Origin of the sequence: Aedoeadaptatus urinae (genome assembly GCF_900155585.1) — a bacterium.
GTDB classification, from domain to species: domain Bacteria; phylum Bacillota; class Clostridia; order Tissierellales; family Peptoniphilaceae; genus Aedoeadaptatus; species Aedoeadaptatus urinae.
Genome location: NZ_LT707416.1, coordinates 286287 through 311565, shown reverse-complemented (window position 1 = coordinate 311565; position 25279 = coordinate 286287). Strand labels below are relative to the sequence as shown.

Sequence of the window (25279 nt, the reverse complement as noted above, 5' to 3'; positions counted from 1 at the left end):
GCTCGGATTCACTGACTGTGTTCCGCTTTAAGCTTTTAGATTGTTATGGTTTAATCTCTTATACCATTTAATTAACTTGGTTCAGTGCTGTCTCTTTCGAAACAGCTTATTTAGTATATCTCGCAGGGAATGCTTTGTCAAGAACTTTTTAACACTTTGTAAAAATTCTTTTCCGCACGCCTCGCGCGATAACTTTTATATCATACCTCGATGGATCCGAACTGTCAAGAATTTTTTTGACTTTTTTCTAAAACAGCTACATCTCTTTCGAGGCGACTTGCATAGTCTACCATCGGAGCCAAGATCTGTCAACGCTGTTTTTCCTTTTTATTGAAACAGATAGTAAAGACCGATGCACAGCATGACGAAGGCGGCCAAAGGCCGGATCGTTTTTTCGTGTTTTTCAACCCATCGGCTCTTCCAAAGAATGCCTTCCAAGTTTAGCAGGACAAAGGCAAATGTGATTATAGCGAAGATTTTATTTATTTGCACGGGTATTTTCTCCTTTCCCGGTCTCATCGTCTTCCCGGTTTCGGGGCGCTTTTACCTTATTATTATAAATCCGCAATAAAAAAGCGGTCAATAAATACTTTCGGCGGCGGAGAATATCTACGGAATTTCAAACCTTTTATCTATAGACTACCTTCTTACGCCGTTTTCTGATAAAATAAAGAGCGTAGGAAATCCTACATCCATTCATCTATGTCTGATGGTGCTCCTTTGTTTAATAGAGCGAAAGATGCCCCTCTTCGGAGGGGCGTCTTTTTTTATGCTTTATTCCTTTTTATTGAAATATGGTCATTTTTTCCATGCGGTCGAAGGCCTTGTCGATTTTATCTACGCCGACGGTGACGGCGAGGCGCAAGAAGCCGCGGCCGCTTTCGCCGAAGGCGGAGCCCTTCACCGTAAGCACATGGGCTTCGTCCAACAGCTTTTGCCACACCTCGTCTTCGGTGAGTCCCGTGGGGCGAATGTCCACGAAGAGATAGAAGGTGCCCGTGGGCTCGGCGATGCGGATGTTTTTGAGCCGCGTCAATCGTTCGTAGGCGTGGAAGGTGCGCTTTTTAAATTCCTCCACGACAGGCGGCTGCACCTGGTCCCGATGGGTGAGGGCGTAGAGGGCGGCGCGCTGGGAGATGGCCGGGGCGGTGTAGACATTGTTTTCGTTGACGGATTTGGCCGCGGCGATGAAGCTTTTCTCTCCTAAAATGTAGCCGATGCGCCAGCCGGTCATGGCAAAGTTCTTGGAAAAGGAGCGCAGGGTAACGGTGCGGTCTTTGCACGCGTCCAAGGATGCCATGGGTACGAAGGGGCTCTCGTAGGAAAAGGCGGTGTAAATATCGTCGGCTATTAAATAGAAGTCTTTTTCTTCCGCCAGCTGTCCCAGGGCGACGAGCTCTTCTTTTTTCAGGCACAGGCCCGAGGGATTGTTCGGGGTGTTCACGATGAGGGCCTTGGTTTTTTTCGTGACCTTTTTTCGAATCACGTCCATGTTCGGGCGAAAGCCCCCGTCGGGATCCGTGGGAATAAACACGGGCACGCCCCCCGCCATTTTGACCTGATCGGCGTAGGGGGCGAAGTAGGGCTCGATGATCATCACCTCGTCGCCTTCATCGAGCATGGTTTCCAGCACCAACCACATGCCGTGGCAGGCGGAGGTGGTAACGAAGACATTCTCCGGTGAAAGCTCCACGCCGTAGGTTTCCCTTTGAAAGTCCACAATGGCATTGATGAGCTCTCCGTCGCCCCGGCTGTCGGTGTAGTGGGTGTGGCCCGCCAGGGCATCTTCCGCCGCGGCGCGAATAATGGCCTCCGGAGTGGTGAGGTCGGGATCGCCTAGGGTAAAGTCCACCACGTCGTGGTAGGTCTTGGCTAAATCGGCGCTTGCCGCCAAGCCCCCCGACTCCCGGTTTCCGTATTTTTTCGAAATCATGGCCTTACTCATACTTCCTCCTCTATCTGCGTTTTTTCTGCTATACTTAAATTAATGCAAGAATGCTTGTGAATCATTGTGGAATGGTTCTATTATAAAGGAGGCTTCGCGGAATGGCAAAAAAACCGGATTATACGGTGCCTATGGTGGACAAGGCGCTGCAAATTTTGCATTTTCTCTTGGAAAACGGCGGCGCCCACGGCATCGGCGATATTGCTTCTCGCCTGGAGCTGCCCAAAGCCAGCGTCTTTAAAATCCTCTACACCTTGGAAGGAGAGCACTTTGTGGCAAAGGACAGCGAAGACCGCTACCGCCTGGGTCTGGGCTTTATTCCCTACGACGCCGAGGTCAGGAATCGCTGGGATTTCACCACGGTGACCCGCCCTATTATGGAGCGGGCGGTGCGGGAGATGGGCGAGAGCTTGAACCTGGGGATTTGCGCCGACGACGCCATTGTCATGTTGGACTCCGTGGCCGGGGAAGAATTTTACATTATGCGCCACTTGATTCCCGTAGCCCCTCTGTACTGCTCCGCCATCGGAAAGATTTTCCTCGCCGAGTACGAGGCGGATGATCTCGCCCGCTACCTCGCCCGCCACGAGCTGGCGCCCCGCACCATTTCCACCCTGACGACGAAAGAGGCCTTGGCGGCGGATTTACGGGATGTGGTGGAGACGGGCACGGCCCACGACCGGGAGGAGTACGAATACGGCCTGACCTGCATGGCCAAGGGCATTTATTTTGAAGGTGAGCTCATCGCCGGGGTGAGCCTGTCGGGCCCCACGAGCCGTCTGGAGCACAAGGGCATGGACCGCCTGGAGAACATCCTCGCCGACGTGGCCGACGCCTTGGCGGAGGAGCCGGGCCTGGGGACGCTGTTGTCTCTGTAATTTATCTTACACACATCACAGACCAAAAAAAGGTTGCTGCCATTGTGACAACAACCTTTTTCAGAGAAGAGGAAAATAATAGAAATATGGCAAGTGTCGCGGAGCTCTGCGACACTTTTATAATGCCTTGGCCCGAGGGGCCCGAGTTGGAAAATGTCGTTTACTTGTCTTCGTATTCGCGGCGATTGTTATTGGCAAAAGGAGGAAATCTTACGCCACGATCTCTTCTCTCAAGCGACCCTCTTCGAAGTGCAGGATGCGATCGGAAATTCGCTCGGCAAAGGCCCGGTCGTGGGTGACGACGATCATGCCCATGCCCTTTTCCTTTAAGCGGGCCATGGTTTGGGCCAGCTTGTCGATGGTCGCCCCGTCCAGGGCCGAGGTGGGCTCGTCGAAGCAGAGGATTTCCGGCTCCAGCATACAGGCCCGCACAATGGCCACCCGCTGCTGTTGACCGCCGGATAGATTTCTCGGGTACTTGTCCTTCTCCTCGTAAATCTCCAGCTCCTTCATGAGCCGCTCCGCCCGCGCCTCCGCCTCTTTTCGATCCACGCCGTGGTAAATGGGAGCCAGGAGGATATTCTCCCACACGGTCATTTTCGGAAAGAGACAGTAGCCTTGAAAGACCATGCCGATTTTTTTCGCATCCGTCGTTCCCGCCGGCATCGGCGTGCCGTCGAAGGAGACCTTGCCGTCGTCGTAGGTTTCCAGCCCGTTTAAACAGCGGAGGAAGGTGGTCTTCCCTTGGCCGCTCTTGCCTGCAATAGAGACGATCTCATCGGAGGTGAAGGTCAGATCGATTCCGCTCCATATGCAGCGGTCGCCAAAGGATTTTTTTAAATTTTCCACGGTGATTTTCATGACGCTTCAATCTTCCTCTCTGTGTGTCTCAAAAGCAGGGTCAACAGGCCGACGACGATCAGATAAACTATCCCGACATAGACGTAGGGCAGAATGGAGGACATGGTGTTCGAAACGGACTTGGCCGCCTTCAAAATATCCATGACGCCCAGAATGTAAACCAAGGACGTGTCCTTGACCAGAGTGATGACTTCGTTGGAATAGGCAGGGAAGCTGCGCTGAATGACCACGGGCAGAATGACCTTAAAGAAGGTGTAGCCCTTGGAGAGCCCCAGCACTTTTCCCGCTTCCCACTGACCGGGATCCACGGATTGAATCCCGCCTCTTAAAATTTCGGCGAGGTAGGCCGTGTAGTTTAGTACGAAGGCGAGGAAGATGGAAGTAAACCGGCCCAGGGTAATGCCCGCGGGCAGAAGAGGCAGCCCGAAGAACACAAACATTAATTGAAGGAGCAAAGGCGTCGCTCGCATAATGTAAATGTAAATCGCCGCCAACTTCGATATAATGGGGTTACGGGACAGACGCGCCCAGGCCACCGGTATACAGAGCACAGACGATAAGACGATGGTGACGATAAAAACCGACGCCGTGGTCTTCATTCCTTCTCCCAGTAAAGGGATTAATCGTTGTAGTACTTCCAAAGCTGCCTCCTGCCATTACGCCTTAGTCGGCGAAATATTTCTTGTAGATTTCGTCGTAGGTGCCGTCTTCTTTCAATTTAGCCAACGCCTTGTTCAATGCTTCCTGTAAAGCCGCGTCGTCCTTGCGCATACCGACGGCAAACTTTTCTTCGCCGAAGTTATCCTCCAGGACCTTGTAGTTTTCTTCGCCGTTTTGCTTCATGTAGTAGCGGGCCAGAACCTCGTCGACGACGATGGCGTCGCAGCGTTTCGCTTCGATGTCTTTAAAGCATTCCGTGTTGGTCGCATATTCAACCGGCGGTTCGGCTAAGCTCTTCACGAAAGCATCGTCCTTCATGACGGCCTCCAGTGCCGAGGATTCCCCTTGCACGGTGATGCGCTTGCCGGCCAAATCCGCTTTGGAATTGACGGGCGAATCTTTTAATGTGATGATGATTTGACGATTGTCCATGTAGGGATCCGAGAAGAGCACTTTCTTTTCGCGCTCGGGGGTAATGGAGTAGCCGTTCCAGAGGAAGTCTACATTGCCGGAATCCAATTCCGTTTCCTTCACGGTCCAGTCGATGGGTTGGCATTCGATCTTAATGCCCATTTCTTTGGCGGCCGCTTGTGCCAGCTCGACGTCGAAGCCGACGAGCTCGCCCTTTTCATCGCGGAAGCCCATGGGAGCGAAGGTGTCGTCCATACCGAGGACATAGGTCTTGCTCTTATCCAATTCGCCTGCAGCCTCTTGCTTGGCATTGTTGCCGCCGTCATTGGCCTCTTTGTTTTCCTGCTTGTTCGCGCCGCCGGAGCAGCCGACGAGCAGAATCATCAGTAATGCTGTGAGAGTAAAAAGTTTTTTCTTCATGATTTGTTCCTTTCTTTGTTTATCGCTTTATCGCGGTAAATCATCGTGGGTTTATAATACAACCATTTTCGAGCTTTGTAAAGCCCTTTTTTGAAATATATTGTATGGAAGGCTCTTAAAAATTTCGACGGCTTTTTATCCTGCCGCGGTATTTGTTTTAGGTCACATGCCTTCGGAAGTGTTGTTTCTTCTATTGCCGGGGCCCGCACGGGGCATAGGTCTTTTCTCGTCGCCCTACTCTTCGGTCTCGTCGTCGTGAACATCATCGGCGAGGCTTGCGGAAATCTACGGCGCGTGAATTTATTTTCCCCGTGGCGGTGAATTTAATCGCCTGCTATTTCGAACCACGCCCTTATTTGATAAAATTATTATTTGTTACCGCCGCCATCGGCAGCTGCGGCACGGTCATCTTCCTTCGCTTTCGCTTTTTACATTTTCGTCGGTTGGGAAAGGAGTCTCAATGGATACCCACCACGCAAACAATTACAATCGCAATCGCCTGCGCCTGCATTTGGTCTTCGGCGGCTTTCTCACGGGGCTGGCCTCGGGCATGATTTCCGTCATGTACCGGTTTACCCTGGGCAAGCTGGACGATCTGAGAAATCTTCTCTACGTCAATATCAATCCGATGCGGATTCTTTTGATGCTCGTCCTCTTTTTTGTCATGGCCGTGGCCATGCACCTGCTCTTGAATTGGTCGCCCTTAAGCGGCGGCAGCGGGATTCCCCAAATTCGCGGCGAGCTTTTGGGCAAGGCCGACATCGCCCCGGTGCCCACCTTGATTTCCAAATTCTTCGGCGGCGCCATGGCGGCCTTTTCGGGGCTGACCTTGGGCAGAGAGGGCCCGTCCATTCAATTAGGTGGCACCTTGGCGAAAATCCTCGGCAAAATTTTCCACGCAACGGAAATGGAGCAGCGCTACTTCATTACCGCCGGGGCCTCAGCCGGTCTCGCCGCGGCCTTTAACGCGCCCTTGGCCGGCGCCCTCTTCGCCTTGGAAGAGCTGCACAAAAGCTTCTCCCACTTTTTCGTCGTGCCCTGCGTCGTGGCCTCGGTGGTTGCCAACTGGGTCAGCTTCAGCATCTTGGGCATGGAGCCCGCCTTTTCCTTTCCCATGAAGGAAATGCTCCCCACGGGAATGATCTGGGCTCCCGTCGTCGTCGGCATCTTCGGCGGCATCTTCGGCTCCGTCTTCAATAAAGGCCTGCTCTTTGCAAGCACCCGCATGAAAAAACTCCCCATTCCCCGCTACCTGATTATTTTTCTCGCCATGGTCCTGGCTCTCTTGGCCGGGCTCTACAACCCCATCCTCTTAGGCGGAGGCCACGGCCTCATCGAGCAGCTGGCCAACACCACCGTCTCCGCAAAAATTCTCGTGGGCTTTTTCGCCCTGCGCATGATTTTGGTGTGGACCGGCTACGGCTCCGGCGCCCAAGGCGGCATCTTCCTTCCCGTGCTCACCTTAGGAGCTCTTATCGGCGCCCTACTCCACGGCCTCTTACTGGGCGGCGATATGTACTACGCCAACTTTCTTTACTTAGGCATGGCTGCCATCCTCTCCTCCGTGGTCCAGGCGCCCCTTCTGTCCATTCTCCTGGTCTCGGAAATGAGCGGCACCATGCTTCAAATGATTTCCGTCACCACCACCGCCATGGTGGCCTACATCGTGGCCCAGCTTTTGAAAAACGGCCCCATTTACGAATCCCTTTACGACAATATGTTCAAGACAAAGGCCGACAAGAAAAGCGAAGACTACACCATGCAATACTTCCTCGTCCCCGGCGATGCCGATTACCTGGATATCCCCCTGAAAAGCCTCCACATCCCCCATCATCCGGTCATCGCATCGGTGAAGCGGGAGGACGTGACCTTTACTCCCCACGCCGACACCACCCTGGAGGGCGGCGACGAGCTCCTGGTCCTCTGCAGGGAAGAGGAGCTGGAGGACTTGGCGGACTATTTCGGAGACGTATCATGAAGCGACTGATTCCCCTCCTCGCCCTGCTGCTTTTGGTAGGCTGCAGGCAAAAAACACCGGACGATACAGTTATGCTGGGCGTCTTCGAGCCCCAGCAAGGCCTTTACGGCGAAACCGGCGTGGAAACCTGGCGCGGCGTGAAGCTTGCCCACAGCCTGCGCCCCGTGGCCGGCGGCAAAAGGATCGCCCTGTCCCTTTACGACACGAAGAGCCAATCCTTTGAAGCGGCCAACGGCGTCAGCGTCCTTTCCGACAAAGGCGCCCTGGCCCTTATCGGCACCTTCGGCACCGACAGCATGAACCGGGCCCGGCCGGTGATTCAGGCGGCGAAAATTCCCACGGTCACCGGCTCCACCGCCACCGATTTAAAAGACGACTACTGGATCACCCCCGTGTGCATGAACGACAGAGAACAGGCCCGGGCTATGGCGGCCTTCGCCGCAAACACCCTGGGTCTGAGAGACGTCGCCATCGTCGTCGATGCGGAGACGGGCTACGGCACCGACCTGGCCGACGCCTTTGCCCAAGCCCTCCCCGACTACGTCCACAGCTACACCGTCCACTACCACACCGGGGAAACCCGCTTCAGTCGAGAAATCACCCGGCTGAAAAAATATCCCATCGACGGCATCTACTGCCCCGGCGACGCCACCTCCGACGCCTACTTTATTCGCGCCGTAAAAAAGGCCGGCATGGACGTGCCCCTCATGGGCGCCGACCGCTGGGAAAATCCGTCCTTTAGAGAAATCGGCAAAAAAGACGTAGAGGTCGTCTACTTTACCGCCCACTACGCTCGCTACGAAACCTTTAATCAGGCCTCCGACGCCTTTCTTTTGGCCTACGAAAAAGCCTACGACCGCGCCCCCACCTCCTACGCCGCCATGGGCTACGACGCCTACAACCTCATCGCCGATGCCATGAACGAGGTGGGTCCCGATCGAGGGGCCGTCGCCCGCTACCTGCGCAGGCTCGATACCTTCGACGGTGCCCTGGGTATCAACAAGCGCCACAAGACGAGAAACGTCCCCATTATGCGCCAAAAGGGAAACACACCCGACTACGTCACATCTGTGGAGGTGGGATCGTGAAAAACAACCGAGACCTCATACTTACCGGCTTTCACCTGGCGATCTGGGCCGGCCTTTACAGCCTGGGCCTCGCCGACAAGCTGCAGATCATAGCCCTGGGCCTCGTGGCCATCGCCTATTTCCTGGCGGAATGGGTGCAAAAATCAAAGAGCATCCTTCGGCTCATCGCCCTCTTTCTGGGAAACGGCCTTATCGTCTACAGCCTCCCCGTGCTGAAAACCCTGAATGCCGACGGCCTGTTAAGCGGCCTTCTCGTCGTCGCCTACAGCCTCAGCTACTTCTTGCAATTTAACGCCTTCAGAAAAAGTACCTTTCGCCTCTACACCACGAGACGGAAAAAATGGGCCGCCGCCATTTACTCCGCCCTGGTCTTCGGCCTCGTCTACCTCCTCGCCGCACCGGACTTCGCCCTCCCCGGCACGGAAATACTGACTAGCCTCCCCGGGAAAATACAACGCGAGCTGCCCACGGGCGGAATCGCTGCCGCCGTGTACGGAGTGATTTTTCTCTTTCTGCCGAATATAGGCATTGTGGGCAATAAAAAACAGACCTGAGATGGTCTGTTTTTTATTGCCCTGGAAAAGGGGCGTATTTTCTTTTTTCTTACTTAGGTTATGTTCTTTCTTTCCAAACGCAGGAAAAAGGTACCTGCCCTTTGCTTTTCTTCCGCTTAAAATATATCTTCGCTTTCCGATTTCCGGGGGCGGGAAAAAGGGCGTTGCGATTCGCCCTTATCCCGCCCCCGGACCCCCACCCTTTAACCCTAACGCTTTTTTAATGTGCGGAACCCTTGCGGGTTCCGATTCCTGTTGGGCTTCTTCGCCGACATAAGACAATGAGTCGGGCAATCGCCCTTTATTCTAAATTAAGTGCCCAACTCACATTCTTCCTTCCGCGACACGGCCCAATACAAATCAAATGCCGGTAGGCATTTGCACTGCTAAAAGGCGTTTGTGGGTGGATGGGGATGGGGCCCCGGGGAAGGGGCAGAGGGCGAATCGCAACGCCCTAGCCCCTTCCCCGGGTCTCAAAGCCATGTAAGAATGAATTTTTAGAAGAAGAAAGAAACTTGATTTTATTACGTCAGCTATGGCAAAAAACAAAGAGGCCCCGCAGGGTTTTCTCTCCATGGAAAAAGAGACCGCTTATGCGATCTCTCCTTCCATGGCTCTTTTCCTCCATTTGCCTTTAAAGAAGTACACCAGGGTCAGGGTCCAGGTGAAGATCCAGCTAATGGGGTAGCTCCAATAAATAATGTCGATGGTGTTGTAGATGGGCATGGCGACGATGATCCAGCCGATGCGGATGACGAACATGCCGATGAGCGTAATGACCATTATAGGGATGGCGTCGCCGCTTCCCCGTATGGCCCCGGAAAGGACTTCGGTAATGGAGAAGATGACGTAGAAGGGCGCCAGGGTCCCGATCATCTTCGCGCCGAAGTAGATAACGTCTTTATCCGTGGTAAAGATCTGCATAAAGGGGTGGCGGAAGATGACGAGGATGGACGAGACGGAGGCGACGAAGATCAGGGTCATGATAATGGCGGTGCCGATGCCCGTCTTCAGTCGCTTGGGTTTTCTCGCGCCGATGTTTTGCCCCACGAAGGTGGTGATGGCGAGAGCGAAGGCTTCCAGCGAGGTAAAGACAAAACCGTCGATACGACTGGCCGCCGCCACGCCGGCGATGGCCTGGGCGCCGAAGACGTTGATCTTCGCCTGGATGATGACGTTGGAGAGGCCGATCATGCCACCTGAGATGGCTGCGGGCAGGCCGATGGCCACAATCCGCTCCAGGGTTTTTTTATGGAAGCGAATTTTTTTCAGGCGCAGGCGATAAATGTCCGTGGTCCGCATGAGACTGATGATGACCAAAATCCCCGAGGTGGATTGGGCGATGGCCGTGGCGATGCCGGCGCCGATGGCCCCCATTTTTAAGTAGCCGACGAAGAACAGGTCCAAGACGATGTTCAGTCCGGCGGCGATGGCGAGGAAGTTAAAGGGTCGCACGCTGTCGCCGACGCTTCTCAGAACCGCCGAGCCCATATTGTAGACCATGACCGGGATCAGCCCCACGAATATGATCTGCAGGTAGCGGGTGGCGGGGCCCATGACACTTTCAGGCGTGTCGATGAGGCTTAAAAACCAGGAAGATAGAGCCACGGTGATGATGGTGAGGCCCAGGCCGCCGTAAATGGCCATGGCGAAGTTGGTGTGCACGGTTTTCGACAGCTCCGCCCGGTCCTTGGCGCCGTAGTACTGGGCCACCAAGACCGAGGTCCCCGTAGACATGCCCATGAAAAGGGCGACGACGAGAACGGTAATGGGGCCCGATGCGCCGATGGCGGCCATGTCCACCTTGCCCGCAAAACGGCCGACGATCAAAAGGTCCACCGTGTTATAAAGCTGCTGGAGTAAAGCGGAAAGGAGGAGGGGGAGCGTAAAAGACAGTAGGTTTTTCCAAATCACGCCTTCGGTTAGGTTGACATTCTTCTGCTTCATATTCCCTCCTTTTCTCTTGTTCTTGCTCGATGAATTATCTTAACATAGCTCGGCCGACTTGCCTACGGAAAAAACAAATTTTTATAGAGATTTTCCTTTTTCTACGGTTTTTATAATGGATTGGGCGAAGGCGTAGCGCATGCCCATGGATTCCAGCATTAAGACGCCTTCGATGGTGGCACCGGCGGGAGAGGTGACGCCGTCTTTTAATTGGCCGGGATGGAGTCCCCGTGCCGTCATGAGATCGCTGGTGCCGGCCACGGCTTTGGCCGCCAGCTTGTATGCCAGATCCCGCTTCATGCCGCAGGCGCAGGCGCCGTCGACGAAGCCTTCGATGACCATGGCGACAAAGGCGGGGGTGGCGCCGGTTAAGGCGGTGACGATGTCCAGATCCTTTTCCGCCACCTCCACCACTTCCCCGGCGCCTTTTAACAGCTCTTCAAAGGCGGCCTTTTCCTCGTCGCTCATGTCGTAGCCCGGGGTATAGGCGACGACGCCGGAGCCCACGGCGACGGGGGTGTTGGGAAGAATGCGAATGATTTTTTCCGTAGGGGCCATTTTTTGAAGCCGCTCCAGGCTCACACCGGCGGCCATGGACACGATGATTTGTCCTTCTACCTTCGGCACGATCTCCGCCATGACTTCTTCCACCATATAGGGCTTGACGCCGATGAAGATAATCTCCGAGCGATCCACAACGCTACTGTTGTCCCGAGTTTGGAAGGTAGAGATGTCCTTTTCGTGAGGGCAGCCGACGAAAAGCTCGTGGCCCTCTTCTAAAAACAGGTCGTAAAATGCCCGGCCCATATTGCCGAGACCGATTAAACCGATATTCATTAAATCCCATCCTTTCTTGAAGCGGTATTCTCCTTACAGTATACTATTGAACAGGAGGTCATGCATGGAAAATACGGTATCTTTAAGAAGATTATTTTTTACATTTTTAAAAATCAATACATTCACCTTCGGCGGCGGCTACACCATCGTGCCCATTATTCGGGACGAGTTTGTGGAGCATCAGCCCCTGATCAGTGAAGACGATATGATGGACATCGTGGCTCTGGCCCAATCGGGGCCCGGGGCCATGGCCATATCCGCATCCCTCTTGACGGGCTACAAGCTGCGCGGCCCGGCGGGGGCGGCGGTGTGCCTTCTCGCCAGCGTGCTTCCCTGTTTGGTGATTATTCTTTCCATTAATATGGCCTATCGCCAGTTCCGCTCGAATTTTTTCGTCAACGCGGCCCTGGTGGGGATCAGCGGCGTTATTTCCGCCGTGCTCTTTCTCACTACCTATCGCATGGGCAAGCGGGCCATTAAAGAGGACCACGGCTTTTCCGTGTTGATGATTCTCGTCGCCACGGCCCTGGGGATGTTTACGGATATTAATACGGCCTTGATTATTTTGCTCTTAGGCTTCAGTGGCATTTGCATTACGAAATTTGAAGATCACACGAAGGAAGGACACCAATGAGAGAGTTTCTGCACAAGAAAAATGTGCATCCGAATTTAAAGACCTACGGCATCGACGCCTTAGGCGCCATGGCCTACGGCCTCTTCGCCACCTTGCTGATCGGCACCATTTTAAACACCATCGGCACCCAGCTGAATATTCCCTTTTTAACGGATACCCTCTGGCCCATGGCACAGGCGGCTACGGGCCCGGCCATCGCCATGTCCATCGCCTTCGCCTTGGACGCACCGCCTTTAGTGCTTTTCGCATCGTCGGTGGTAGGGGCGGCGAGCTACGACATCGGCGGCCCGGTGGCGGTGTATCTCGCGGCCATTGTGGCGGCGGAAGCGGGCAAGCTCATCAGCAAGGAGACTCGCATCGACATCCTCATGACGCCGGCGGTCACCGTGCTCACGGGGACGCTCCTCGCCGTCTTGGTGGGCCCTTCCATCCAATGGCTTATGGAAAGTGTGGGCAAGCTGATTATGGCCGCCACGGAACAGGCGCCCTTTATCATGGGCATCTTAGTGGCCACCATCGTGGGCATCGCCCTCACCCTGCCCATCTCCAGTGCCGCCATTTGCATGATGCTTTCCCTTTCCGGTCTCGCCGGCGGCGCCGCCACCGTGGGCTGCTCGGCCCAGATGATCGGCTTTGCCGTCATTTCCTTTAAGGACAACGGCTTCGACGGCTTCTTCGCTCAAGGCCTGGGGACCAGCATGTTGCAAATGCCCAATATCGTGAAGAACCCCAGGATCTGGATTCCGCCCACCGTGGCGGGAGCCGTCATCGCTCCCCTGTCCACCGTGGTCTTTAAGCTGAAGAACACGCCTCTGGGAAGCGGCATGGGCACCAGCGGCCTGGTGGGTCAAATAGGCACCATTCAGGCCATGGAAGGCGCCATGGCCTTCCCTCAACTGCTTCTGGTCATTCTTCTCATCCACGTCATTCTCCCCGGCATCATCAGCTATCTCGTCTACCGCTACATGAAGAAGCGGGCTTGGATCGCCGACGGGGACATGGCCCTTGAAATATAGGAGTGCGCCATGTTATTTGCGAAATTATTTTTTGAATTCTTTAAAATCGGCCTCTTCTCCTTCGGCGGAGGCTACGCCACCATTCCTTTGATCCAACAATTCATCGTGGAGAAAGAGGGCTGGCTCACCATGACCCAGTTCACGGATCTCGTGACCATCAGCCAAATGACCCCGGGGCCCATCGCCATTAACAGCGCCACCTTCGTCGGAGCACAAGTGGCCGGGCCCGTGGGCTCCGTCGTGGCCACGGCGGGAGTGACGGCGCCTCAGACCATCATCATCCTGACTCTCGCCTATTTTCTCTTTACGAAAAAGCGCACCTTCCGCCTCATGGAGATGCTGCTTCGCGGAATCAAGGCGGGAATCATCGGCCTGATCTTCGTCGCCTCCTACGAAATGTTTAAAAACGCCCTGTGGCCCGAAGGAGGCGGCTTGGAGATCGTCGCCCTCATTACCTTCGTCGTCGGCGGTGTGCTCTATTGGAAAAAAATGGATCTCATCAAGCTCATTATGCTGGGCGCCGTCTTAGGCATCGCCTTAAAACTGGCCCTGCCCCTCATGGCGTAAGTTGTTTTCTTCCCCGCCAACGCGGGGAATTTTTCTAAACCGAGGTGAATCATGAAATACATTCTGGCCATCGACGCGGGCACCACATCCAACCGCGCCATTCTCTTTGACGAAGACGCCAATGTGATCTCCGTTGATTTTATAATATTTTCTTATCTATTTCGATATTTAACTTGACAAAAATTAATGAAAGAAATAAAATAATAAAAAGTTATCAAAATGGTTTTTTATTTGTAAATGACAATTGTTCGGGTCTTCTTTTACAAACACTTTTCCCCGAACGGTATCTATCCGAAATTATTTATAAATCAAGGAGGAGACGCATATGAAAAGAAAGCATTTTTCGATCATCCTTGCGGTGATCCTAGCGTTCGTGATAACGGCGCCGACGCTGATTTCCCAAGAGGCTTTCGCGAAGGAGTATACGATCCAAGATCCTCTTTTGCGAAAGCTGATGAATGCACAATACGGTAAACCGGAAGATTACAACCTTTCCCCTGAGGAACTTTCGCGTATAGTATATACCGGTGACGGCTACATGAATCAAGGCATACGCACGCTCGAAGGTCTGCAGTATTGCACGAGTTTGAAAGGGGCGAATTTTGCGGGGAACCCTATAGAGGATGCGTCAGCTTTGTCCAACCTTAAAAATTTAAAAAGGCTCAACCTCAACGGAGCAAAGATCAAGGATCTCTCGTTCATAACAAACGGGGAAATTGATTTGATTGACCTCGAAATCAACAACACGGGTATAAGAGATCTTTCACCGCTCAAGACAAAGCGCACGGAGTGGGAGTACTTAAGCGCTTCCGGCAATCATCTTACCGATGAAGATATCGCCGTGTTCAGCGACATGAACATCAACAATATCGACGTATCGAATAACGACATCACCGACCCGAGCGTATTCAATCACATGAAAAATGTGGATAATTTCATATTGGCGGGAAATCATATAAGCGATCTTTCCAGGGTGGGACAGATCAACTCAACGACCGGTGAAATCGTTGAGGTCCCGCGTTTTTACCAGGCCTCTGATCAAACTATCACGAGATTTGCAAAGAACGGCAAAGTATCCAGCATCATAAAAGACTACGACGACGCTTTGCTTAACGATGAGAAGCACCTGAAAAACTTCGTTAACGTCAGATTGAACGGAGATGAGTTCGAGCTGATCGACCCGAACAAGCCGGGCTCCGTTGAATTTGCTGCCGATGCCTATAAATTCTTGACGGGAGAAGTCTACGTCCACTTCAGCGGTAAAATAAATATCGTGAGCCTGAAAGGCGTAATGGTAACTCCGGAAACTGCGACCGTAGAAAAGGGCAAGACGCAGCAGTTCACAGCCACCGTCGTAGGGCAGGGTGAGTTTGACAGGACGGTTACGTGGAGCGTGATCGGCGGCGGCGCAGGAACTTCGGTCGATGCAAACGGACTTCTCACAGTAGGAAAGAACGAAACGGCAAAGACGCTCACGGTAAGGGCGACATCCAATGCTGATAATAAGCCCTACGGAGAAGCTACGGTGACCGTAAAGGAACCTACAGCGGTGGCCGGCGTAACAGGAATAACCGTAACACCTAAGAATGCGACCGTAGGAAAGGGCAAGACGCAGGCATTTGCAGCCACTGTCAGCGGAACGGGAGACTTCGATAAGACGGTTACGTGGAGCGTTATAGGCGGGCACGAAGGAACGTCGATCGCAGCGGACGGAACGCTTACGGTAGCTAAAGACGAGAACGCAAAGACGCTCAAAGTAAGGGCGACATCCAATGCGGACAACAAGGTCTTCGGAGAAGCCACGGTAACGGTAAAACAGAATGCTCCCGTCGTACATCCTACCGTAACAGGAATAACCGTAACACCTAAGAATGAGAAGAAACCAGTCGAGTCCAAAGAAGAAGTCCACCTAGCCTATATTAAAGGCTATCCTGACAAAACAGTAAGGCCCGAAGGCAAGGTGACAAGGGCAGAAGTGGTGACTATGGTTGTGAGGTTAAAGGGCTATCCTTTAATTGAAGGCCAAGGCCTTTACAAGGACGTAGGAAAAGATAAGTGGTGTGCTCCCTATATCGAAGCTGCCTATAGGCAAGGAATTTTAGAGGAAAAAGCAGGAGAAGCTTTTAGGCCTGATGAAAAGATAACCAGGGGCGAGCTGGCACAAATTATTAGCCACATCGATAAAAAGAATGATGCAAAGGCTCCCTTCACAGATATAGAAGGTTATAAATTTAAAAAAGCTATAGACCAAAACTACGGCAACAAGAGAATCATGGGATATCCTGACAATACCTTTAAACCGGATGCTGAAATAACCAGGGCGGAAACAGCGGCAATGTTAAACAGGCTGTTTGAAAGACATGTCGGGCAAGACGGCGTTAAAGATTTAGTTATAAAGGAGTTTAAAGATTTAAAGGATAAGACTTACTGGGCATATTATGATATAGTAGAAGCATCTAATGCTCATATATGTACAAGAGTCCATGAAAATTCTTTGGAAGAAGTTTGGAAGCTAATAAATAAATAAAAATTTGGCTCTATAATAAATAGTGTTGGTGAGAAATCATCAGCACTATTTTCGTATGGATATGCATATAAAAAATAGATAATATGTATTTTGGAATGAAAAGATAATTTTGAGTTAATCCTGGAAGATTAAATTGTATAATTTTTTACAAATTGCTTAAAAGGACACAGCGCCACCTTCGTCGGAGCACAGGTGGCGGGGCCCGTGGGCTCCGTCGTGGCCACGGCGGGAGTGACGGCGCCTCAGACCATCATCATCCTGACTCTCGCCTATTTTCTCTTTACGAAAAAGCGCACCTTCCGCCTCATGGAGATGCTGCTGAGAGGAATCAAGGCGGGGATCATCGGGCTGATCTTCGTCGCCTCCTACGAAATGTTTAAAAACGCCCTGTGGCCCGAAGGAGGCGGCTTGGAAATCGTCGCCCTCATGACCTTCGTCGTCGGCGGCGTGCTCTATTGGAAAAAAATGGATCTCATCAAGCTCATTATGCTGGGCGCCGTCTTAGTCGTCGTCTTAAAGCTGGCCCTGCCCCTTGTGGTCTAGTCGCAACCCATCTGAAATTTTCTTACCGAGGTGAATCATGAAGTACCTACTCGCCATCGACGCGGGCACCACATCCAACCGCGCCATTCTCTTTGACGAAGACGCCAACGTGGTCTCCGTGGCGCAAAAGCCCTTTCGCCAATTCTTTCCCCATCCCGGCTGGGTGGAACAGGATCCCGCGGAAATTTTAGCCACCACCGTCGGCGTCTGCGCCGAAGCCATCGCCCAGGCCCAGATCGACAGAAAAGACATTGTGGCCATGGGCATTACCAATCAGCGGGAGACCACCATCCTTTGGGACAAGGCCACAGGCAAGGCCATCGCCCCGGCCATCGTGTGGCAGTGCCGCCGCACCGCCGATCGGGCCGAGGCGATCAAAGACGCCGGCTACGGCGATATGATCCGCGAAAAGACCGGTCTTGAGGTGGACGCCTACTTCTCCGCCACGAAAATCGCCTACATCCTCGACCACGTGGAAGGGGCGCGGGAGAAGGCTGAAAGAGGCGAGGTCCTTTTCGGCACCGTGGACAGCTTTCTTCTCTACCACTTAACCGGCGGCGTCCACCGCACGGATATGTCCAACGCCTCCCGCACCATGCTCTTTAATATTCACGAGCTGGATTGGGACGACGAGCTCTTAAAGCTTTTCGACATCCCCCGGGCGTGCTTGCCTGAGGTGCTTCCCACGGCGGCTCATTTCGGCTCCACCTTGGCGGAGCATTTCGGCATTTCCATTCCCATTACGGGGATGATCGGGGACCAACAGTCCGCCCTCTTCGGCGAACAGTGCTTCGAGGTGGGCGAAGTGAAAAGCACCTTCGGCACCGGCGCCTTCGTCTTAATGAACACGGGACATGCCCCCATCATCAGCGAACACGGCCTGCTCTCCTCCTACGCCTGGGACATCGGCGAAGGACCGGTTTATGCCATGGAAGGCAGCATCTTCGCCTGCGGCAGCGTCATCGAATGGCTGAAGGAGGACATGGGGCTTATCGACAAGGCGGCAGAAACCGCCGCCCTCGCCGAAAGCGTGGCGGAACAAAATCCCATGCTCTTCGTCCCCGCCTTTACGGGCCTGGGCACCCCCTATTGGGATCCGGAAGCCCGGGGCACCATCTTCGGCATCAGCCGCTCCACGACCAAGGCCCATTTGGTGAAGGCCGCCCTCGATGCCATCGCCTACATGACCGCCGACGTGGTGGATGCCATGGAAAAAGATTTACAGGCGAGCCACGACCGCATTCTCGTCGACGGCGGCGTGAGCCACAACGATTATTTAATGACCACCCTGGCCGATGCCATTCACCGCTCCGTCCACCGGCCGGCTTTGGTGGAAACCACGGCCCTGGGCGCCGCCTTTATGGCGGGCATAGGCTGCGGCCTCTATAAGGATATTTCGGACATAAAAAAACGGGCCTCCAAGGCCCAAATCCTTTCCCCCACCGGCGCCGATCTCTCCGGCGAACGGGCGCGGTGGAAGAAAGCCGTCGCCGTCACCATGGCCAATCACATGGATTGACCGAAGGCGTTTAAGCGCTGAATTTCTTTTTCGTGATCCTTCGGCTCTCCCGGCGTTTCCAAAATCATGGGAAGCCCCTTTAAAGGCGCGGCATAGAGAAACCGCCCAAGCACATCCAAACCGATTTCGCCCGCACCCACCGGTGCGTGGCGATCTTTTTTTGCGCCGAATGGGGTGAGGGAGTCGTTGACGTGAACGGCTTTTATTTTTTCAAGGCCGATCAGCTTATCGAAGGTATCGAAAAATGCCTCGGGATCCGCCAGATCGTAGCCGGCGCTGAACAAATGGCAGGTATCTAAGACCACGCCCACATCCTCCGATGCCACGGCATCGATGATCGCCGCGAGCTCCTCCAGCCGCCCGCCGATTTCCGTGCCCTTGCCGCTCATGGTCTCCAGGCAAACGGCCCGGCGTGGAAACAGCTCCTTCGCCCGATCCATGGCGCGAATAATTCGCTCCACGCCCACCTCCACGCCGTCCTTGGTGTGGCTGCCCGGGTGAAAGACGTAAACCGTATCCTCCGGGTATTGGGCGAGAAGGGCCATGTCCGAGGCGAAAATATCGAAGCTCTTCTTGCGCACGTCCTCCCGGTTCGAGGCCAGATTCATGGTATAGGCGGCGTGGGCGACGACGGGGCCGAAAGCATTTTTCTTTCGAATAAATGCCTCCATATCCGTTCTATCGAGCTCCCGGGCTTTCGAGCCCCGGGGATTGCGCGTGAAAAATTGGAAGGTGTTCGCCCCGTATTTTTTCACCTCGTTCATGGTCTTTACAAAGCCCGCCGTCGTCGACGTATGGTATCCCAGAGTGAGCATACTATTTTCCTTTCGGCATCCACATGATGCAAGCTGCGACAAAAATCATTAACCAAGTCACGTGATCCCTTCCTTTCGAAGGCAGTATACACCGACTCCACACGAAAAAAGTGCCCTTAGGCACTTTCTCTCCTTTTCGTAAAGGGATCTTCGTCTATAGCTTGCTTTTTAAACCAATTGAATGTAATTGACCACCGGCACCTCATAGGGATGGATGCGGTCGATGATCCGCTGTACCTCTTCCCGGTCCTCTTCGTCGATGCGAAATTCCATCTTCATCTCTTCCCGGCTTTGCACCTGACCGACGACGCCGTCGTAGGGATCGGCACCCTCCAGAGGCCGCCAGTGGCCCTCCACCCTCGTCAGGCTGAAGGTGTAGTCATAATTGCCTTCGCGGAAAATATCCGCTTCATTTAAATCGTTGGCCAGTTCCACGACGAAATCTTCCGGTATAAAAATTTCAACTTTTAAATAACTCATAGAACCTCTCCTTGGATTTCCATATCTTCAATTTCTTCATGAATCGGATCGATGGTTTCAAAGGCGCCTCGCTCCACCAGCTCCCGAATGATATCCACCACGGCCACATAGCTCATGAGGCCGAAGATCACGGTGCCTAAGACATTGATCAGCGTGTTCATCGTGCCTTGGGAAAGGCCCGCCGCCGCAATGGCCAAGCCGAAGCCGCCGGCGAGCACCATGACAATGACGATGACGATGGCCATGCGGCCGAAGATCATGCCCTTGTGGCCCTTGGTCATGCGCCAGGACTCTTTAATGGGCGTAAAGGCGCCGGCTCTACCGCGAATCTGATCGATGCCGATGACGGCACCCAGGGGCACCATGGCCAGGGAAAAGATGATCCCCGGCACAAAGAGCAGCAGGAAAAAGACGCCGGAAAGAATTTTTTCGATAATATAGGTGCCGATGGTGGAGCCGGCCTTGGCGTTAAAAAAGTAAAAGACGTCGACAAATTCCGGTTCCGTGTCGTAGCGGGCCATGCGATAAATCATTAAGATCAGGCCGTAGCCCGCGAGGCCCACGACGATGTAGTAGATCAAGTGGACGATGAGGGATGCCACCGCCGTGCCGCCGAAGTGAAATTCCGGCATAGGCATGGGCGAGTTCGCCACGTTTGTCATAAAGGCGTCGGTGCCCAGGCCCATCATATCAAAAATTAAATTAAAGGCGGCGACGATTACAAGATAAATCAGTAAACTGGGAAACATGGCTTTGTAAATATCCATGGTTGTTTTTTTCATCGGTGTTCTCCTTTCGATAAAGCGAGTGATTGCCTTTACTTATACCCACAAAAAAGCCACTCCACACCTTTCACATGGAAATTCGCCGATCGGAGAAAATTTTTCGAAGCGCGGGAAGCACCTGGGCCACAAATTGGCCCGCCAGGATCAGGACGCAGCCGATGATTTTTTTCGGATAAAATTCTTCCCCGGCGAAAAAATAGGCGGCGAAGGTGCCGAAAAGGGATTCGGAGCTGATGATGAGGGCGCTTTCGTCGGGACTGGCGTCCCGTTGGGCGCCGTTTTGCAGATAATAGGCCACCGCCGTATTCAACACCACGAGGTAAAAGAAGGCGGCGATGGATTTTATCGTCACGGGACCGACGACGGTTCCCGCCCCTCGAATGAAAAAGAGGGCGGCGGAGACGATCCCCGCCACAAAAATCTGTACCGTGGTAAAAAAGACGGCGCTTTCCACCCGGGGCATGTAGCCGTCGATGCGAATAATCTGCACGGCAAAGAGCAGAGCCATAATGAAGGTATAGACGTCGCCGCGATTAAAGGCCAAAGAAGGTCCCAGGGTTAAAAAGCCCACGCCGATCACCGTAAAGACGGCGGCCACCACAATATTTTTTCCCGGCCGAATCCCCGACACGAGAAAGCGGATCAGGGGCACGGTAATGACGTAGCTTACGATAATAAAGGTTTGATTGGCGGGGGTGGTGTATTGCAGGCCCACCATTTGAAAGGCGGTGCCGATGCCTAAGAGGAGGCCGATTTCCACGCCGCCTACCACGGTGGCCTTATTGGCCTTCTTCCGCTCTTTTGGAAAGAGCAGAAACATGGCCAGCGCGCCGATAAAAAAGCGCAGCACCATAATAAAATAGGGATCGAAACTTTCCATGGCAAGCTTTGCCGAAACGAAACTGCCGCCCCAGATCATGGCCAAGGCGAGAAGCATGAGATTGGCGCGAGTCTTTCGCGACATGGATTTACTCATCGAGCCAACTCTTCAGCCGGTCCATCTCGGCGCGATCGGCCATACCGTAGATTACCGGCGTCGCCGTTACATAGCCCCGCTCCAGAAAATACCGGTCCGTCCCCGGGGCGTGCTCCGTAATGCTTCTGCCCCTTAAAGACAGGCGCCTTTCCCCGTCCACTTCCTCTTCGAAGTAATAGTCGTAGGCATTGTCGCCGATTTCCGCCACCCGAAGGCCCTTCAGCTCCTCTTCGTCTAAATGAGGCACATTAATATTCAAGACCATGGGGCTCGCCAAGGAGAGAAAAGGCCCCTGCACCTTGTCGAAAATCTTCTTCGCCACGGAAGCCGCCGTGTCGTAGCGGCACTGCCCCTTGATCCACTCGGCGCTCACCGCCACGGAGGGCACGCCCGAGAGCACCCCTTCCAGGGCGGCGCTTACCGTGCCGGAATAAATAATGTCCATGCCCGCATTGTAGCCGGCATTGCATCCGGAAAAAATTACGTCGGGCTTCCAGGGCACCAGCTTGTCCAGCCCCGCACGCACGCAATCCGCCGGCGTGCCGCTGACGCTGTAGGCGTCCGCCTCCACCCCTTCGATTTCCACGGACTTCACGATTAAGGAGTGGGTAATGGTAATGGCGTGGCTCTGGCCGGAATGCTCTTCCTCCGGCGCCACGATCACCAGCTCGTGTTCCTTGGCCAGCACCTTGGCCAAAGCCTGAATCCCCGGCGCAAAGTAACCGTCGTCATTGGTCAAAAGTATTTTCATAGGTCCTCCTTACAGCTCGATAAAGCGGGAAGGCACTCTGGCCTTTGCCACTTCCAAAATAAAATCCCTGCCCTCGTAAATGGCGTGCTCAGCCAAAATTTCCCGAGTCGCCCGGGCCGCCAACAGGGGCCGATTGTTTTCCTCGGACAAATGGGCCAAGACCACGTGCTCGCCCTTCTTTTCCAAAAGCCCGGTCAAGAGCTCGCCGCAGTGCTCGTTGGACAAGTGCCCCCGAGTCGATGCGATGCGGTCCTTCAGTATGCGGGGATAGGGGCCACTTTCAAGCATATCCGTATCGTGATTGCTCTCGATGTAATAAAGATCGCTGCCGCTCATCTTCTCCAGCATAGACGTATTGACCCAGCCCGTGTCCGTGAGGACGGAAAGCTTTTTGCTTCCCGAGCGAATCACATAGCCCGTGCCCTCGACGGCGTCGTGAAACAGCGCCATAGGCACGATCTCCAGGTCCCCGTAGAAAAAAGCTTGGGCCGTGTCAAAGACGTGGCGCTTGTGATCGTCAATGCGCTTCACCGTCTTTTCCATGGCGCGCCAGGTGTTTTCGTTGGCGAAGACATCCAGCCCCCAGCGGCGGGCCAAAATCCCCACGCCCTTCACGTGATCGTTGTGCTCGTGGGTAACGAGAATTCCGTCCAAATCCCCGGGCTCCACCCCCACGGCGCGCAAATTCTCCTCGATGGCCTTGCCGCTTAAGCCGGCGTCGATTAAAATCTTCTTTTCGTTCGTTTCTATATATTGGCAGTTGCCGCTGCTGCCACTGGCGATTGCACAAAATTTCATAGTTTCCTCCACAGCTATTATAACAAACTCTTCGCCGGGGAAAAGAGAGGAAACGAATTCTTTCCATTTTCCTGAAATGAAAGGTGTTCCCGCCGAAAAGGGGCGAAAAAAAACCCCGATCCGTTTCGGTATCGGGGATTAATTTTTATTTCGCTGCTTTTTCGTACCAAAGATTGGTCCAACGTTCGTAGTCGCGGGCCAAATCGTCTTGGCCGCCGCGGCGAACCAATTCATGGCTGTTGGTGGCTTCCACTAATTCATAGTAGAACCACGTGCCCTTTTGAAGATCCGTAAACTTCGCCAGGCGCGCTGCGAAGCCTTCCACCGCTTTATCGTCGGCCACGCGGTTAAAGACGCGGTTCAGAAAAGCCGCCGATTCGGCGCGGGTCAAAGTGTTGTCGGGCTTAAAGGTCCCGTCTTCGTAGCCCATGGCCCGGTGGCTTGAGTAATTATCATGGATAAAATTTGAGCTTTTGAGAAAACTTGGCATGTGGAAATATATCACTCTACAGACTGATCTGACAATACTTTTTTGTACAATTTAAAACTTCTAATCATCTCTATTTTAGTACATCCTGTTCGACTTTAATCGTCCTATTGTTATAACGCATCTATGGCTATAGTACTTCATCGTCAATCAGAAAACGGATGTCACTGAATTTAATGACACCTTGATGAAAATTCATTGAGAAAATCACTATATTTGCCGAATCAAAATCGAAACATAAAAGATTCACTTACAACCGACTATGGAAATTCTGAAACCCTTATAATTTCCTTATTTTTTTCTCCTAAAATTACATACGTAAAGAAAAGATAAGGAGGAAAATATACTATGAATGATTTTATATTACAAACTAGAAATCTATCAAAGCAGTTCGGGAAACAAAAAGCGGTGGACTGCGTTAATATCAATGTTCCAAGAGGAAAAATTTATGGATTATTGGGACCAAACGGAGCCGGAAAGTCCACTCTTCTCAAAATGATTTGCGGTATGATTACACCTACATCTGGTGACATCATATTCAATAATAATCCTTGGAATCGTTCAAATCTCTCTGAAATTGGTGCATTGATTGAAAATGCACCACTATATCCAAACTTAACAGCCTATGAAAATTGTCGTGTACGATCAATTGCTTTAGGGATTGAAGAAGAGCGAATTCAAGAAGTTTTGCAGATCGTAGGTCTTACTAATACAGGGAAAAAACGTACTGGACAATTTTCAATGGGAATGAAACAGAGATTAGGAATCGCTTTGGCTTTACTTTGTAATCCAAAACTTTTAATCCTAGATGAACCAACGAATGGTCTTGATCCCATTGCAATAAAGGAATTGAGAGAACTTATTAGAGGTTTTTCACAACAAGGAACTACGGTAATTCTGTCTTCTCATATTTTATCTGAAGTCGAACATATTGCAGATCATATTGGAATTATTGCATCAGGACATTTAGGTTATCAAGGTGCATTTGATTCAAAAATGGATTTGGAGCAACTTTTTATGAAAGTTGTTAGTAATCAGCAAGGAGGCTTCAATGAGTAATTCAACTATATTAATGGCCGAGTTCTTGAAAACAAAAAGAACTGCAATAAGAAGAATTGCTATTGCCAGTCCTCTTTGCTTAGCACTAATGGCTATTATTCAACAAGGTTATTTTACCTTGAATTTATTCAACTGGTACTATGTAGTTTTTTTACCTGCTACCTTCGCTTTGATCAGCGCAGCAGCTGTTAATATCGATAACGGAAAGCACGGACTTCGTGCAATCCGTTGTCTACCTGTTTCTCAGGGAAAAATATGGAGCTCTAAACTTTTGGTTGTATTAGGTTATGCTCTTCTTTCCTGTTTTCTATTAAGTGTTGCTGTGATTTGTATTCCATTTATTTTTAGTTTATTTGGAATCAATCAAATTAAGCAATTAAGTATTGCTTCGATATTTTTAGGGATTATAGTCATGTTTGTTACAACCATGTGGCAAATCCCTTTTAGCTTTATAATTTCAAAAAAATTAGGGGTGATCTTTTCGGTATTGGTCAATTTAGCTATTTCTTTTTCAGGGGTGTTTTTAGCTCTAAAACCATATTGGATGTTTTGTCCATGGGCATGGGTAAGCCGTTCCATGATTTCTATTTTAGGGCTTTTACCTAATGGTTTGCCTGTTGAAGAAGATTTAGTCTATACACAGCCTTATGATATTTTAATTGCAATTGTTGCATCTGTGGCACTAACGATGATTTTGTCCATTGTTTCCACCACCCTTTATAAAAAATCAGAAGCGAGGTGAT

26 protein-coding genes and 1 pseudogene are annotated in these 25279 nt (G+C 52.3%); 13 read left to right on the top strand and 14 right to left on the bottom strand.

Going from position 1 to position 25279, the window contains the following annotated elements:
• Positions 1 to 327: 327 nt before the first annotated feature.
• Together BQ7397_RS09170 and BQ7397_RS02385 are read right to left on the bottom strand one after the other, a co-directional pair.
• A complete protein-coding gene (locus BQ7397_RS09170; protein WP_159435154.1) occupies positions 328 to 492 on the bottom strand; it encodes a hypothetical protein in 165 nt (54 codons plus the stop codon).
• 292 nt (positions 493 to 784) lie between these two features.
• Positions 785 to 1945, bottom strand: coding sequence for an aminotransferase class I/II-fold pyridoxal phosphate-dependent enzyme (locus tag BQ7397_RS02385; protein ID WP_077074584.1), 1161 nt, complete (start codon positions 1943 to 1945; stop codon positions 785 to 787).
• Between the two features lie 101 nt (positions 1946 to 2046).
• On the opposite strand from BQ7397_RS02385, the gene BQ7397_RS02380 reads away from it, so the two are divergent.
• Positions 2047 to 2823, top strand: a complete 777-nt coding sequence (locus BQ7397_RS02380) for an IclR family transcriptional regulator (RefSeq protein WP_077074583.1) — start codon at positions 2047 to 2049, stop codon at positions 2821 to 2823.
• 210 nt (positions 2824 to 3033) lie between these two features.
• Here BQ7397_RS02380 and BQ7397_RS02375 read toward each other — a convergent pair whose 3' ends face one another.
• The 3 genes from BQ7397_RS02375 to BQ7397_RS02365 are packed head-to-tail and all read right to left on the bottom strand — an operon-like array spanning position 3034 to position 5175.
• Positions 3034 to 3684, bottom strand: a complete 651-nt coding sequence (locus BQ7397_RS02375; protein WP_077074582.1) for an amino acid ABC transporter ATP-binding protein — start codon at positions 3682 to 3684, stop codon at positions 3034 to 3036.
• Complete coding sequence (locus BQ7397_RS02370; protein ID WP_077074581.1) at positions 3681 to 4325, bottom strand: amino acid ABC transporter permease; 645 nt, start codon at positions 4323 to 4325, stop codon at positions 3681 to 3683. The genes BQ7397_RS02375 and BQ7397_RS02370 overlap by 4 nt, the downstream gene beginning before the upstream one ends.
• A 22-nt stretch (positions 4326 to 4347) precedes the next feature.
• Positions 4348 to 5175, bottom strand: a complete 828-nt coding sequence (locus BQ7397_RS02365; protein WP_077074580.1) for an amino acid ABC transporter substrate-binding protein — start codon at positions 5173 to 5175, stop codon at positions 4348 to 4350.
• A gap of 460 nt (positions 5176 to 5635) precedes the next feature.
• Between BQ7397_RS02365 and BQ7397_RS02360 the strand changes: the two genes are divergently transcribed.
• The 3 genes from BQ7397_RS02360 to BQ7397_RS02350 are packed head-to-tail and all read left to right on the top strand — an operon-like array spanning position 5636 to position 8795.
• Positions 5636 to 7153 carry a ClC family H(+)/Cl(-) exchange transporter gene (locus tag BQ7397_RS02360; protein WP_077074579.1) on the top strand — a complete coding sequence of 506 codons (1518 nt, stop codon included), beginning with the start codon at positions 5636 to 5638 and terminating at the stop codon, positions 7151 to 7153.
• Positions 7150 to 8241, top strand: coding sequence for an ABC transporter substrate-binding protein (locus BQ7397_RS02355; protein ID WP_077074578.1), 1092 nt, complete (start codon positions 7150 to 7152; stop codon positions 8239 to 8241). Before BQ7397_RS02360 ends, BQ7397_RS02355 begins: the two co-directional genes overlap by 4 nt.
• Positions 8238 to 8795: a hypothetical protein gene (locus BQ7397_RS02350; RefSeq protein WP_077074577.1), complete on the top strand. Its 558-nt coding sequence runs from the start codon at positions 8238 to 8240 to the stop codon at positions 8793 to 8795. The genes BQ7397_RS02355 and BQ7397_RS02350 overlap by 4 nt, the downstream gene beginning before the upstream one ends.
• A gap of 591 nt (positions 8796 to 9386) precedes the next feature.
• Here the strand turns inward: BQ7397_RS02350 and BQ7397_RS02345 are convergent.
• Together BQ7397_RS02345 and proC are read right to left on the bottom strand one after the other, a co-directional pair.
• Positions 9387 to 10742, bottom strand: a complete 1356-nt coding sequence (locus tag BQ7397_RS02345; protein WP_077074576.1) for an MATE family efflux transporter — start codon at positions 10740 to 10742, stop codon at positions 9387 to 9389.
• 81 nt (positions 10743 to 10823) lie between these two features.
• Positions 10824 to 11579: a pyrroline-5-carboxylate reductase gene (gene proC, locus BQ7397_RS02340; protein ID WP_077074575.1), complete on the bottom strand. Its 756-nt coding sequence runs from the start codon at positions 11577 to 11579 to the stop codon at positions 10824 to 10826.
• A gap of 64 nt (positions 11580 to 11643) precedes the next feature.
• Here proC and BQ7397_RS02335 point away from each other — a divergent pair, with 64 nt between their 5' ends.
• From BQ7397_RS02335 to glpK, 7 genes and pseudogenes are all read left to right on the top strand, one after another.
• Positions 11644 to 12213 (top strand): chromate transporter, encoded by a 570-nt coding sequence (locus BQ7397_RS02335; RefSeq protein ID WP_077074574.1) that lies wholly within the window; start codon positions 11644 to 11646, stop codon positions 12211 to 12213.
• Positions 12210 to 13229, top strand: a complete 1020-nt coding sequence (locus BQ7397_RS02330) for a PTS sugar transporter subunit IIC (RefSeq protein WP_077074573.1) — start codon at positions 12210 to 12212, stop codon at positions 13227 to 13229. Before BQ7397_RS02335 ends, BQ7397_RS02330 begins: the two co-directional genes overlap by 4 nt.
• Positions 13230 to 13238: 9 nt before the next feature.
• Positions 13239 to 13796: a chromate transporter gene (locus BQ7397_RS02325; RefSeq protein WP_077074572.1), complete on the top strand. Its 558-nt coding sequence runs from the start codon at positions 13239 to 13241 to the stop codon at positions 13794 to 13796.
• A gap of 51 nt (positions 13797 to 13847) precedes the next feature.
• A complete protein-coding gene (locus tag BQ7397_RS09425; protein ID WP_268801892.1) occupies positions 13848 to 13973 on the top strand; it encodes a hypothetical protein in 126 nt (41 codons plus the stop codon).
• A 148-nt stretch (positions 13974 to 14121) separates the two neighbouring features.
• Complete coding sequence (locus BQ7397_RS08955) at positions 14122 to 16323, top strand: S-layer homology domain-containing protein (protein ID WP_083703374.1); 2202 nt, start codon at positions 14122 to 14124, stop codon at positions 16321 to 16323.
• Positions 16324 to 16503: 180 nt separating this feature from the next.
• Positions 16504 to 16866 (top strand): annotated as a pseudogene (locus BQ7397_RS02310) (chromate transporter); the annotation flags it as partial.
• Positions 16867 to 16903: 37 nt separating this feature from the next.
• The gene (glpK, locus tag BQ7397_RS02305; RefSeq protein WP_077074570.1) at positions 16904 to 18385 is read left to right on the top strand and encodes a glycerol kinase GlpK; all 1482 of its coding nucleotides are present in this window, start codon (positions 16904 to 16906) and stop codon (positions 18383 to 18385) included.
• Here glpK and BQ7397_RS02300 read toward each other — a convergent pair.
• From BQ7397_RS02300 to BQ7397_RS02270, 7 genes are all read right to left on the bottom strand, one after another.
• Positions 18373 to 19200 carry a deoxyribonuclease IV gene (locus BQ7397_RS02300; protein ID WP_077074569.1) on the bottom strand — a complete coding sequence of 276 codons (828 nt, stop codon included), beginning with the start codon at positions 19198 to 19200 and terminating at the stop codon, positions 18373 to 18375. The two genes, glpK and BQ7397_RS02300, sit on opposite strands and share 13 nt — an antisense overlap.
• A gap of 168 nt (positions 19201 to 19368) precedes the next feature.
• Positions 19369 to 19680 carry a divalent cation tolerance protein CutA gene (cutA, locus tag BQ7397_RS02295; protein WP_077074568.1) on the bottom strand — a complete coding sequence of 104 codons (312 nt, stop codon included), beginning with the start codon at positions 19678 to 19680 and terminating at the stop codon, positions 19369 to 19371.
• Entirely contained in the window at positions 19677 to 20462 is a 786-nt protein-coding gene (locus tag BQ7397_RS02290; RefSeq protein WP_077074567.1) for a hypothetical protein, read from the bottom strand. The genes cutA and BQ7397_RS02290 overlap by 4 nt, the downstream gene beginning before the upstream one ends.
• 70 nt (positions 20463 to 20532) lie before the next feature.
• Entirely contained in the window at positions 20533 to 21441 is a 909-nt protein-coding gene (locus BQ7397_RS02285; protein ID WP_077074566.1) for a DMT family transporter, read from the bottom strand.
• Positions 21434 to 22192 carry a 5'/3'-nucleotidase SurE gene (surE, locus tag BQ7397_RS02280; protein WP_077074565.1) on the bottom strand — a complete coding sequence of 253 codons (759 nt, stop codon included), beginning with the start codon at positions 22190 to 22192 and terminating at the stop codon, positions 21434 to 21436. The genes BQ7397_RS02285 and surE overlap by 8 nt, the downstream gene beginning before the upstream one ends.
• 9 nt (positions 22193 to 22201) lie before the next feature.
• Positions 22202 to 22990 (bottom strand): MBL fold metallo-hydrolase, encoded by a 789-nt coding sequence (locus BQ7397_RS02275; protein ID WP_077074564.1) that lies wholly within the window; start codon positions 22988 to 22990, stop codon positions 22202 to 22204.
• Positions 22991 to 23135: 145 nt separating this feature from the next.
• Entirely contained in the window at positions 23136 to 23480 is a 345-nt protein-coding gene (locus BQ7397_RS02270) for an S-layer homology domain-containing protein (RefSeq protein ID WP_083703372.1), read from the bottom strand.
• 345 nt (positions 23481 to 23825) lie between these two features.
• Between BQ7397_RS02270 and BQ7397_RS02265 the strand changes: the two genes are divergently transcribed.
• Both BQ7397_RS02265 and BQ7397_RS02260 read left to right on the top strand, forming a co-directional pair.
• Positions 23826 to 24536 carry a lantibiotic protection ABC transporter ATP-binding protein gene (locus BQ7397_RS02265; RefSeq protein WP_077074562.1) on the top strand — a complete coding sequence of 237 codons (711 nt, stop codon included), beginning with the start codon at positions 23826 to 23828 and terminating at the stop codon, positions 24534 to 24536.
• Complete coding sequence (locus BQ7397_RS02260; RefSeq protein ID WP_077074561.1) at positions 24529 to 25278, top strand: lantibiotic immunity ABC transporter MutE/EpiE family permease subunit; 750 nt, start codon at positions 24529 to 24531, stop codon at positions 25276 to 25278. The genes BQ7397_RS02265 and BQ7397_RS02260 overlap by 8 nt, the downstream gene beginning before the upstream one ends.
• The last annotated feature ends 1 nt before the right edge of the window (position 25279 follow it).